Source organism: Salmonella sp. SAL00672, assembly GCF_046552175.1.
GTDB classification, from domain to species: domain Bacteria; phylum Pseudomonadota; class Gammaproteobacteria; order Enterobacterales; family Enterobacteriaceae; genus Salmonella; species Salmonella enterica.
Window position 1 is genome coordinate 55,516 of record NZ_JBGDUQ010000008.1, and the last position, 12,232, is coordinate 67,747.

Below are 12,232 nucleotides of genomic sequence, written 5' to 3' on the forward strand. Positions count from 1 at the left end.
AGGATAAGGCGTTTACGTCGCCATCCGGCAGAAGGAATAAACCTGGTATCCTGCGCTTATCAGGCCGATGGCAGCTCTTCTGGTCGTGCCCGAAGAGATAAAAAGTGTGATGGCGTTGAATATTTTTTCAGCGCCATTTTTATTTACGCGTGGGAAGGAAATCCCTACGCAAACGTTTTCTTTTTCTGTTAGAATGCGCCCCGAACAGGACGACAGGGCGTAAAATCGTGGGACATCTATGGTCTGGATTGATTACGCCATTATCGCGGTGATTGCTTTTTCCTGTCTGGTTAGCCTGATCCGCGGCTTTGTTCGTGAAGCGTTATCGCTGGTGACGTGGGGTTGTGCTTTCTTTGTCGCCAGTCACTACTACACTTACCTGTCTGTCTGGTTTACGGGCTTTGAAGACGAACTGGTTCGTAATGGGATTGCTATCGCGGTACTGTTTATCGCGACGCTTATCGTCGGCGCTATCGTGAATTTTGTGATAGGTCAGCTAGTAGAAAAGACCGGCCTGTCGGGAACTGACCGGGTGTTGGGGATCTGTTTCGGCGCACTGCGAGGCGCGCTGATTGTCGCCGCCATTCTGTTCTTCCTTGATACCTTTACCGGCTTGTCGAAAAGCGAAGACTGGAGCAAATCGCAGCTCATCCCGCAGTTCAGCTTCATCATCAGATGGTTCTTTGACTATCTGCAAAGCTCGTCGAGTTTCTTGCCCAGGACGTAACAGGTTCTGAGATGTGGCTTAACGAGGAAAATGACGTATGTGCGGTATTGTCGGTATCGCCGGTGTTATGCCGGTCAACCAGTCGATTTATGACGCGTTAACAGTGCTCCAGCATCGTGGTCAGGATGCTGCCGGTATCATCACCATTGATGCGAATAACTGCTTCCGCTTGCGTAAGGCAAACGGGCTGGTGAACGATATTTTTGAAGCTCGCCACATGCAGCGTTTGCAGGGCAACATGGGGATCGGCCATGTACGCTACCCTACCGCAGGCAGCTCCAGCGCTTCCGAAGCGCAACCTTTTTACGTTAACTCGCCGTATGGCATCACGTTGGCCCATAATGGCAACCTGACTAATGCGCACGAGCTACGTAAAAAGCTGTTTGAAGAAAAGCGCCGTCATATCAACACCACCTCCGATTCCGAAATCCTGCTCAATATTTTCGCCAGCGAGCTCGACAACTTCCGTCACTATCCGCTGGAAGCCGACAATATTTTTGCCGCGATTGCCGCGACTAACCGTCAAATCCGCGGCGCCTATGCCTGCGTGGCGATGATTATCGGCCACGGCATGGTGGCTTTTCGCGATCCGCACGGCATTCGCCCGTTAGTGCTGGGCAAGCGTGACGTTGGCGATGGTCGTACGGAGTATATGGTCGCTTCTGAAAGCGTGGCGCTGGATACGCTGGGCTTTGAGTTTCTGCGCGATGTCGCGCCGGGCGAAGCTATCTATATTACCGAAAAGGGGCAACTGTTCACGCGCCAGTGCGCGGATAATCCGGTCAGTAATCCCTGTCTGTTCGAGTACGTTTACTTTGCTCGCCCGGACTCCTTTATCGACAAGATCTCCGTCTACAGCGCTCGTGTGAATATGGGCACCAAACTTGGCGAAAAAATCGCTCGTGAATGGGAAGATCTGGACATCGACGTCGTGATCCCTATCCCGGAAACCTCCTGCGATATCGCACTGGAAATTGCCCGTATTCTCGGCAAGCCGTACCGCCAGGGATTTGTCAAAAATCGTTACGTGGGACGTACCTTTATCATGCCGGGCCAACAGCTACGCCGTAAATCCGTGCGCCGTAAGCTCAATGCTAATCGCGCGGAATTCCGCGATAAGAACGTCCTGCTGGTGGATGATTCCATCGTGCGTGGCACCACATCAGAGCAGATCATCGAGATGGCCCGGGAAGCCGGCGCGAAGAAGGTTTATCTGGCGTCCGCCGCGCCGGAAATTCGTTTCCCCAACGTCTATGGCATTGATATGCCGACCGCCAATGAGCTGATCGCGCATGGTCGCGAGGTGGATGAGATTCGGCAGATTATCGGCGCAGACGGGCTTATCTTCCAGGATCTGAATGATCTGATCGAAGCCGTACGCGCGGAAAACCCGGATATCCAGCAGTTTGAATGTTCGGTATTTAACGGGGTATATGTCACCAAAGACGTAGACCAGCAATACCTCGACTTCCTGGATTCATTACGTAATGACGACGCCAAAGCGGTGCTGTTCCAGAACGAAATGGAAAACCTGGAAATGCATAACGAAGGCTAATGGCTTTGCCAGCGGCGCAATGCCGCTGGCCGATGTCAATTACGCACCACGCCGAAGCGAATAGCGTATTTTTGTACTTTGTACTGTAACGTGGTGCGGGATACGTTAAGGCTACGGGCCGCGGCGGCAATATTCCCCTGATGCGTATCCAGCGCGGTTTCTATTAAATGCCTTTCGTAGTTGGCAACCCGTGCCTCCAGCGACCCTTCATACTGCGGATCGGGTGACGAGGGAAGGGGATTTTCCGGCGCGGTTTCCGGTACGCCTAAATTTAACTCGTCCTGTTCAAAAATGATGTGTTTCAGCAGCCCGTCTTTTTCCTGCATGATCATGCTGCGTACAATCGCGTTTTCCAGCATCCTGACATTACCCGGCCAGGCGTGATTGAGCAGATCAGCACGTGCCGTCTCGCTTAATCCGTGAATATCCTGCGGCACGTCATTACGGTATTTATCAATAAAATAATTCGCCAGTAAGGGAATATCTTCCGGGCGGGCGCGCAGCGGCGGTAGCGTCAACATTCCGACGCTCAACCGATAAAAAAGATCTGCCCGCAGGCGTTCTTGTTGAATTAATTTGACGGGCGCTTCGTTCATGGCGGCAACGATCCTGACATCAGAGTGGAGTTGCTGTTGTCCGCCGAGCCGCCAGAAGGTTTTATCCTGCAAGAATCGCAGCAGCTTACTTTGCATTTCTATCGGCATGGCGTTCAGCTCATCAAGAAAGAGCGTTCCCCCGTTTGCCAACTCCAGATAGCCCTGGCTATTTTCCGCGCCGGTATAGGCACCGCGCACGGTGCCGAAAAGCGTACTTTCGATAAGCGTAGGCGGTAGAGCGCCGCAGTTCAGGGCGATAAATGGTTTATTCGCCCGCTTGCTGCATTGATGGATCAGGCGGGAAAATAGCTCCTTACCCGTTCCCGTCTCCCCGACAATCGTCACCGGAATATTACTGGCGGCCAGCCGTTTGGCTTTGGCGATATTACTGAGCATTTCCGGGTTTTCGGTAATAATGGCATGGTGCTTCTCATGGTGATCGGCATACAGCAGTTGGTTCAGTTCTACCACCTGCTCCTGGAGCCGCCTGACGCCAGACATATTCCTGCCGATTTCGATAACGCCGACCATGCCGCCATCGCTTGCATAGAGCGGCGCGGTGGTGTGCTGATAGTCAACGGCCTGGCCTCGCGCATTGTAATAAATTTGATAATGGCCAATGTATTCCACGCCTTTTTTTAACGATGAAAGCATCGTACTTTGCGTCTCTTTCATGCCCGGATAGACATCCAGCATATGTTTTCCCATTGCCCGTTCAATACTATAGCCGTCCAGATCCGCGCTTTCCTGATTGTAGTAAACGTATTCACCACGCTCATTAATGACGGCCAACGGCTGATGAATCAAATCGAAAAAGCGGGAAAACATCCTGAGCGCCGAGGCCAGCTCCTGATTGGTGGATGCCATATATGCATTCCTCATATCTATTGTTCATGTTGTCATTATAAAAGTGACGAATTTTCGTCGTTGTGATGAATAGCAAACTCAATGACGAAAATGAGAAAAAGCTTATTTTTATAAGTAATTGATTATTTTGATAAAAAATAGTGGCATGCCTTTTGCTTTATCCCTGTAAAGAATGCGGATTTTTACCATAAACATTAAGCAGAGGGCGTTATGACTGACTCGATTATGCAGAATTACAACCAGCTACGTGAGCAGGTAATCAACGGCGATCGCCGTTTCCAGCACAAAGACGGTCATTTGTGTTTTGAAGGGGTCGATCTGGACGCTCTGGCGCGCCAGTACCCCACGCCGTTCTATGTGTTTTCTGAGCCGGAGATTATTCGTAACATTCATGAAATCCAGCAGGCATTTGCGGCGCATAAAAATACCAAAACCTTCTTTGCGTCAAAAACCTGCTCGGTCATGGGGGTATTGAAAGCCATTCGTGACGCCGGAATTTGCGCGGAGGCAAACTCACAATATGAGGTTCGCAAGTGTCTGGAGATAGGCTTTCGCGGCGATCAGATCGTCTTCAACGGCGTGGTGAAAAAGCCTGCCGATCTGGAATATGCCATCGCTAACGATCTGTATCTTATTAATGTTGATAGCCTGTATGAGCTGGAACATATTGATGCCATCTCTCGCAAGCTGAAGAAAGTCGCCAATGTTTGCGTCCGTGTAGAGCCGAATGTTCCCTCGGCGACGCATGCGGAACTGGTTACCGCTTTCCATGCGAAGTCGGGTCTCGACCTGGAACAGGCGGAAGAAACCTGCCGCCGCATTCTGGCGATGCCTTATGTGCATTTGCGCGGCTTGCATATGCATGTGGGCGATCAGGTGCCGGAGTCAGAGCCTTTCGCAAAAGCGACTAAAGTGCTGGTGGATGAATCCCGTCGCCTGGAAGAGGTGCTTGGTATTAAATTTGATTTGATCAACGTGGGCGGCGGAATTCCGGTTCCCTATAAATATGACGACGAGAATGGCGACCCGTTAAAAGATAATATGTATGCCGGTATTACCGCCCAGGATTTTGCCGATGCGGTCATTCGCGAAGTGCATAAATGGCGTACCGATGTGGAAATATGTATTGAACCGGGACGTAAAGTGACCGGGTCGGCGGCGGTTTTACTTACGGAAGTCTCCTGCGAAAAACGTAAAACAAATTACGATCTTAACGGCAATGTGGAATGCCACGTTGAATGGAAATTTGTCGACGCTGGTTACAGCGTACTCTCTGACAGCCAGCATTTTGACTGGTTCTTTTATGTCTATAACGCCTCTCGCATGACGGCAGCGCACGACGCCTGGATAAAATTAGCCGGGCCGCTGTGTGATGGCGGAGATTATTTCCACATGGGAGTGAAAGGCGAAGAGTTTTTACTGCCGAAGGAGACTCATGTTGGCGATATTGTCGCGTTTCTTGATGCCGGGGCATACACCATTGAAAGTCAAACCGTTTATAACAACCGTCCGCGCACGGGCGTGGTGATGATCGATAAAAATGGTGAGACGCGTCTGATTCGTCGGGAAGACAGTTACGAAGATATGGTCAAGTACGACATTTATTAATACTGTTTTGGGCTTCAGTTTCATGCTGAAGCCCGTCGTCAGATGATAAGAAGAGGGCAGTGATGCCTGAATGCATAACAGGAGATGGCCATGAGTAACACGAATTCTGGCTTACTTGGCATCAAAGACATTGTCTTTATGAATGTCATCGCTATTCTGAGTTTGCGGCAAATCCCTAACGTGGCGCCTTACGGGGCATCGGCCATGTTGTTATGGGTGATAGCCGCATTCTGCTTGTTTTTTCCTTTAGCGATGGTATGCGGCGAGCTGTCAACCGGCTGGCCGAAAGATGGCGGGATATTTGTCTGGATTAAAGAGGCATTTGGTAAACGTATTGCATGGATTGTCGTGGTTTGTTTTCTATTTTCCTGCGTACTGTTTTTCCCATTAATGCTGCAATTCGGCTTTACCGCGTTGGGCTATATGATCGGCGGCGGCCTGGCGGAAAATAAAGCGTTTATCGGTATTGGTTCCGCGGTAATTTTCTGGCTATTAACGCTGATGAATATCCGCGGGATGGAATGGACAAAAATTATTAATAGCATCAGCGCCTGGTGCGGCGTATTTATTCCCTCCGCCATCCTCATTTTACTGGCGGTGGTATGGCTATGTACCGGACACCAGATGCAGACGGACTACACTACAGCGAAAAACTGGATTCCGGATCTCGGGCACTGGGATACGATCGTTTTCTTATCCAGCATGATGTTTGCGTTTGCCGGACTGGAGGTCGCCCCGATGATTGCCGGGCGTACCCGTAATCCACAGCGTGATTTTCCGCGAGCGATGGCCGTCTCCGCCGCCGTTATCGTTGGGATCTATATGGTCGGCACCTGGGCGCTAAACACGCTTTTACCCGCAGGGAAAACCGACATCGTGGCAGGCGTCATGCAGGCTATGCATGCTGCTGCGGACACGCTGCATATGCCGTGGTTAATTCCTGTTATGGCCATCTGTATGTTTTTTGGCGCTCTCGGGCAGATTAACTCCTGGCTGGTGGGGCCGATTTATATGCTCCAGGAAGCCTCGCGTGAAGATAATCTGCTGGGGGACCGAATCGGCAAATTACATCCGGTGTGGAAAACGCCCGCCTTTGCCTTGACTGTACAGGCGATTATTGTCACGGTCCTGTGTTTTTCGACTTTTATTTCGCCAAGCGTTGCGGCGGCTTACTGGATGTTAACGGCGCTAACGACCATCACCTATTTTATTCCTTATCTGGTGATGTTCCCGGCGTTCTGGCGTTTACGTAAGACCCAGCCGGATACGCCAAGAAGTTTTAAAATTCCGGGCAAGGTTTTACCGGCTATTTTACCCGCGCTGGGCTTTCTTTCTATCGCCTTTGCCGTTGCGCTGTTATTTATTCCGCCTTCTCAAATTGATATGGGCGGATATTTCCAGTACGCCGGGAAAATTATTGGCGGAGCCGTGCTGGCGGTTGTCGTCGCGGAGTACATTTACCATCGGGCGCAGAAACGTAATGCCCGTTTAAGCATGGCGGGAGGAAAATAAAATGTATATGCCAGTTCTGGAAATAAATCTACGCAAGCTGGAAGAAAACGCCCGCACGGAAAAAGCTCTGCTGGCAAGCAGCGGTATTGACGTGATGGCTGTCAATAAAGTTTTTGACGGCTGCGTGGAAACCGCGCAGGCGGTGTTCAACGGCGGAATTACCGTTATCGCTGAATCACGAACCTATAATTTGAAAAAAATACGCGAGACAGGATGTACGACCTGCCTGTTACGCAGTCCGTGTCTGAGTGAAATCGAAGATGTGGTGCGCTACGCGGATATTAGTTTAAATAGCGAGCCGGTGGTATTACGGGCATTATCGCAAGAAGCCCAACGCCAGGGGAAAACGCATCAGGTATTACTGATGGTGGATATGGGCGATTTACGCGAGGGTATCTGGTTTGGTGAATATCAACGCATTCTTGAGACCGTGACTCTGATTACTGGTCTGCCCGGTCTGGAATTATATGGACTGGGCACCAACTTTAATTGTTACGGCACCGTGTTGCCAACGGTAAAAAATGGCGAGGATTTTCTGGCGCTGGCCGCCCGGCTGGAAGCTGACAGCGGTATTCCTGTCCGGCGGCTTTCTGCGGGAAACTGCACCAGCTATCACCTGCTGGATAAAGGTATCTGGCCGCAGGGACTGAATCATCTGCGCATCGGCGGACTGCATGAATTCGGCATTGAATATGTGGACATGAAATACCTGAATGAATTTCACCACTCCGCAAAACCGGTCGATAAAGCCTGTTCCGATATGTATATCCTGGAAGCGGAAATCATCGAACTGAACAGTAAACCTACCGTCCCGGTCGGGGAGCTGGGCGTCGATGCCTTTTTGCAAAGTAAAACCTTTGTCGATCGTGGCATACGCCGACGCGCATTGCTGGCGTTTGGTCGCCAGGATGTGCCGTCGGATAACTGTGTACCATGCGACGACGCTATCACTATCTTAGGACAAACCAGCGATCATACGCTGGTGGATATTGAAGATTGTCGTCAGTCGCTAAAAGTAGGCGATGTGGTTCGCTTTGAGCTGGATTATACGGGCCTGTTAATGGCCTGCCAGACCAAAGGCGTCGCCTGGAGGTTTACGCGTTAACGCATAACCGCCGCGGCTATGTCGCGGCGGCATCTTTGACCTCACGAAAGACAGGGAGTAACGATGGATACCCTGCAACAACCACCGCCAGCAGAGCCCGAAGGCGGTCTGCGGCGTAACCTGAAGAAGCGGCATCTGCTGATGATGTCGCTGGGCGGCACGATTGGCACCGGCTTATTTATCGGCATTGCCGAACCGTTAAGCAGCGTCGGGCCGGCGGGAACCTTACTGGCCTATCTGTTTGCCGGAAGCATTATGCTGGCGACGATGATGTGTCTTGGCGAATTATCATGCGCCTTTCCTCACTCCGGTTCATTTCAACATTACGCGCTGATGTTTATGCCGTCACCTTGCTGGAGCTATACCATTGGCTGGCTTTACTGGTTTAGCTGGGTCTTTTCCCTTGCGGCCGACCTCACTGCCGCAGGGTTTATTGCTCACCAGTTTTTCCCCGCGGTTCCGGTATATATGTTCTGCCTGGCGATTCTGCTCATCCTGACGGCCATCAATCTCACCTCCGCAAAAAGTTTTGGCGAATGCGAATACTGGCTTTCGGCCATTAAGGTTTTCGCGATCGTGCTGTTTATTTGCGCGGGCGGGGTTATGATCTACTCGCTAATGGGCCATAGTGACTGGCACCCGACGTTAAAAACAGACGGAATGTGGTTTCCCCACGGTTGGGAGCAAATTGTGGTCTGTATGACGATCGTGATTTACTCCTTCCAGGGGGTGGAACTGGTCGGAAATGCGGCAGGGGAGACCGAATCGCCGCACATTATTTTACCGAAGGTGATCCTGGGGATCGGTCTCAGAATCATTTTGTTTTACGGCGTGGCGATTGCGGTGCTGGCGCTGGTCTATCCGCATGAACTGACGCCAAATGGACAAAGTCCCTTTGTATGGGTATTCTCCCACGCGGGCATTCCTGGGGCGGATACGCTGATGACGCTGGTGATCTTTTCCGCCGCGGTTTCTGCCGCTAACTCGGCCATTTACGCCAGTTCGCGTATGCTGTGGTCTATGGCGGGCGATCGCTTTGCGCCAGCCTGCTTTGGTAAAACGAACGGCGGCGGCGTGCCGGTGTATGCTATTTTAATCACGGCCTTGCTGGCGTTGGTGTCGTTGCTGACCCGCTATATTCCCGCACAGCAATTTTATTTATATCTGATCGCCAGTACCGGGCAGGTGGGTTGCCTGGCATGGATAACCATCGGATGGTGCCAGTATCGCTTCCGACAATCGGTGCGTAATGGAACGTACGCCAGCGATTTGCTACGCTATCGATCGCCGCTTTTCCCCTGGACGGCCCGATTTGTCATTATCACCAATTTTGCCATTATGGTCGGCACCTGGTTTAGTGAGCAAGGGGTAGTGATAATGTTGGTTGAGCTGGCTTTTATGATAGGGATTCTTTTGTCATGGTATCTCTTCAGACCCACTTTGAGCCGATTACGTAACACAGTGGGATGAACGGCACTCGTAAACGGTAAGAGAACATGAAACGACTCATTGTAGGAATTAGCGGCGCCAGCGGAGCGATTTATGGCGTGCGCTTATTACAAATTTTGCGCGATGTCGATAGCGTGGAAACGCATCTGGTGATGAGCCAGGCGGCCCGGCAAACGCTGGCGCTGGAGACCCATTTTTCGCTGCGCGAGGTGCAGGCGCTGGCCGATGTGACGCACGATGCGCGCGACATTGCCGCCAGCATTTCCTCGGGCTCTTACCCGACGGCGGGAATGGTTATCCTGCCTTGTTCGATTAAAACGCTGTCGGGGATTGTCCACAGTTATACTGACGGACTGCTTACCCGCGCGGCGGATGTGATATTAAAAGAGCGGCGACCTCTGGTGCTGTGTGTGCGCGAAACGCCGCTGCATATCGGGCATTTGCGTTTAATGACCCAGGCCGCTGAGATAGGCGCGGTGATTATGCCGCCGGTTCCGGCTTTTTATCATCTTCCTCAGACGTTAGATGATATTATAAATCAAACGGTTAACCGAGTTTTGGATCAGTTTGATATCCCCCTTCCGCACGATCTTTTTGTTCGCTGGCAGGGCGCATAGCGTTGTCTGTTTAGCGTGCATTATTGTCCCTGTTGCCCTGTTTCAGGGCAATTTTGTAACCGCGATCATATCCTCAACATTTAATTCGTTAAAAGCCGCCGAAACGCTGCGGTTCAACCGTCATACCTGCTATCTTCAACATCAGGACAATATTGCAACGTTTTATTAACAAATTTAACGTCGAATCGTTTTGCTGACGTGAAAATGGCATAAGACCTGCATGAAAAAGTCTGCAAACACACAACACCACGTAAAACATAAGAAAATGACGCCACTTGAGGGGTATGTATGAAGAAGACCGTTCTCGCTTTGTCTTTGCTGATAGGTCTGGGCGCGACGGCGGCCAGTTACGCCGCGCTCCCGCAAACGGTTCGTATTGGAACAGATACCACCTACGCGCCTTTCTCATCGAAAGATGCCAAAGGCGACTTTATTGGCTTTGATATCGATCTCGGTAATGAAATGTGTAAGCGTATGCAGGTGAAATGTACCTGGGTCGCCAGCGACTTTGATGCGCTTATTCCCTCACTAAAAGCGAAAAAAATTGATGCCATTATTTCATCGCTCTCTATCACCGATAAACGCCAGCAAGAAATTGCGTTTTCCGACAAACTTTACGCGGCGGATTCACGTCTGATTGCGGCAAAAGGGTCTCCCATTCAGCCGACGCTGGAATCGCTGAAAGGCAAGCATGTCGGCGTGCTGCAAGGGTCCACGCAAGAGGCTTACGCCAATGATAACTGGCGCACTAAAGGTGTGGATGTGGTGGCTTATGCCAACCAGGATCTTATCTATTCCGATTTAACCGCCGGTCGCCTGGATGCTGCATTGCAGGATGAAGTCGCCGCCAGCGAAGGTTTCCTGAAGCAGCCAGCGGGCAAGGAGTATGCGTTTGCCGGTCCTTCCGTGAAGGATAAAAAATATTTTGGCGACGGGACGGGGGTTGGGCTGCGCAAAGACGATACCGAGCTAAAAGCCGCGTTTGATAAAGCGCTGATCGAACTGCGCCAGGACGGAACTTACGACAAAATGGCCAAAAAGTACTTCGATTTTAATGTCTACGGCGATTGAGGGAAGGGGATAACGCGCCGCGCTGGGGAACTATCACGGTGCAAAATAGATGTTTTGCACCTTTTTGGTGCATAAGCCGTTGCGGAACAGGCGCATAAATGCATACTTAATCGATTTTTATGCAAAATAAACCGGCTGACAAGGTAGAATGCTTTGCCTTGTCGGCCTGATTAATGGCACGATAGTCGCATCGGATCTGTAAAGATCTCCTGGAAAGACAGTCTGTTGAGGATAGTTATGAAAAAACTGGCGTTATCCCTTTCTCTGGTGCTGGCATTTTCCAGCGCTACCGCAGCATTTGCCGCTATTCCACAAAAGATTCGTATCGGTACCGATCCTACATACGCACCGTTTGAATCCAAAAATGCACAAGGTGAATTGGTCGGCTTTGATATCGATCTGGCCAAAGAGCTGTGCAAACGTATCAACACACAGTGTACGTTCGTGGAAAACCCGCTGGATGCGCTGATTCCGTCTTTAAAAGCGAAGAAAATTGATGCCATCATGTCCTCGCTGTCCATCACTGAAAAGCGCCAGCAGGAAATCGCGTTTACCGACAAGCTTTACGCCGCTGATTCCCGTCTGGTGGTGGCGAAGAACTCTGATATTCAGCCGACCATCGCGTCGCTGAAAGGCAAGCGCGTCGGCGTGCTACAGGGGACGACGCAGGAGACCTTCGGCAATGAGCACTGGGCGCCGAAAGGGATTGAGATCGTCTCTTACCAGGGGCAGGACAACATTTATTCCGATCTGACGGCTGGCCGTATTGATGCAGCGTTCCAGGACGAGGTCGCGGCCAGCGAAGGTTTCCTTAAACAGCCCGTCGGAAAAGACTATAAATTCGGCGGCCCGGCGGTGAAAGATGAGAAGTTATTCGGCGTAGGAACCGGTATGGGGCTGCGCAAAGAAGATAACGAGCTGCGCGAAGCGCTGAACAAAGCCTTTGCTGAAATGCGTGCTGACGGTACTTACGAAAAGCTGGCGAAAAAGTACTTTGATTTTGATGTTTATGGCGGTTAATCACCGTCGGTGCAGATAAAGCCCAAAGAATGTTGACTGTCTGCATTGCCTGATGGCGCTGTGCCTTGCCCGGCCTACGGAGCATCGTAGGCCGGGCAAGGCACA

General features: G+C 51.1%; 10 protein-coding genes. 9 read left to right on the forward strand and 1 reads right to left on the reverse strand.

The window, feature by feature from the left end; all coding sequences use genetic code 11:
• The first annotated feature begins 238 nt into the window (after positions 1-238).
• Both cvpA and purF read left to right on the forward strand, forming a co-directional pair.
• Positions 239-727: a colicin V production protein gene (gene cvpA, locus ACLJTG_RS17865; protein ID WP_000262102.1), complete on the forward strand. Its 489-nt coding sequence runs from the start codon at positions 239-241 to the stop codon at positions 725-727.
• A gap of 37 nt (positions 728-764) precedes the next feature.
• A complete protein-coding gene (gene purF, locus ACLJTG_RS17870; protein WP_000334205.1) occupies positions 765-2,282 on the forward strand; it encodes an amidophosphoribosyltransferase in 1,518 nt (505 codons plus the stop codon).
• Between the two features lie 35 nt (positions 2,283-2,317).
• On the opposite strand, the gene ACLJTG_RS17875 is transcribed toward purF, so the two are convergent.
• A complete protein-coding gene (locus ACLJTG_RS17875) occupies positions 2,318-3,745 on the reverse strand; it encodes a sigma-54 interaction domain-containing protein (protein WP_000168923.1) in 1,428 nt (475 codons plus the stop codon).
• 210 nt (positions 3,746-3,955) lie between these two features.
• Here ACLJTG_RS17875 and ACLJTG_RS17880 point away from each other — a divergent pair, with 210 nt between their 5' ends.
• The 7 genes from ACLJTG_RS17880 (at position 3,956) to hisJ (ending at position 12,127) form a co-directional block, all read left to right on the forward strand.
• Positions 3,956-5,353, forward strand: coding sequence for a diaminopimelate decarboxylase family protein (locus tag ACLJTG_RS17880; protein WP_000132306.1), 1,398 nt, complete (start codon positions 3,956-3,958; stop codon positions 5,351-5,353).
• A gap of 90 nt (positions 5,354-5,443) precedes the next feature.
• Positions 5,444-6,865 (forward strand): APC family permease, encoded by a 1,422-nt coding sequence (locus tag ACLJTG_RS17885; protein ID WP_000072512.1) that lies wholly within the window; start codon positions 5,444-5,446, stop codon positions 6,863-6,865.
• Position 6,866: 1 nt separating this feature from the next.
• Positions 6,867-7,970: an alanine/ornithine racemase family PLP-dependent enzyme gene (locus ACLJTG_RS17890; RefSeq protein WP_000281907.1), complete on the forward strand. Its 1,104-nt coding sequence runs from the start codon at positions 6,867-6,869 to the stop codon at positions 7,968-7,970.
• Positions 7,971-8,033: 63 nt separating this feature from the next.
• A complete protein-coding gene (locus ACLJTG_RS17895) occupies positions 8,034-9,440 on the forward strand; it encodes an amino acid permease (RefSeq protein WP_079951369.1) in 1,407 nt (468 codons plus the stop codon).
• 26 nt (positions 9,441-9,466) lie between these two features.
• Positions 9,467-10,036 (forward strand): UbiX family flavin prenyltransferase, encoded by a 570-nt coding sequence (locus ACLJTG_RS17900; protein WP_000825680.1) that lies wholly within the window; start codon positions 9,467-9,469, stop codon positions 10,034-10,036.
• Between the two features lie 288 nt (positions 10,037-10,324).
• The gene (argT, locus tag ACLJTG_RS17905; RefSeq protein ID WP_079951368.1) at positions 10,325-11,107 is read left to right on the forward strand and encodes a lysine/arginine/ornithine ABC transporter substrate-binding protein ArgT; all 783 of its coding nucleotides are present in this window, start codon (positions 10,325-10,327) and stop codon (positions 11,105-11,107) included.
• Between the two features lie 237 nt (positions 11,108-11,344).
• Complete coding sequence (hisJ, locus tag ACLJTG_RS17910; RefSeq protein WP_000731865.1) at positions 11,345-12,127, forward strand: histidine ABC transporter substrate-binding protein HisJ; 783 nt, start codon at positions 11,345-11,347, stop codon at positions 12,125-12,127.
• Positions 12,128-12,232: the final 105 nt, after the last annotated feature.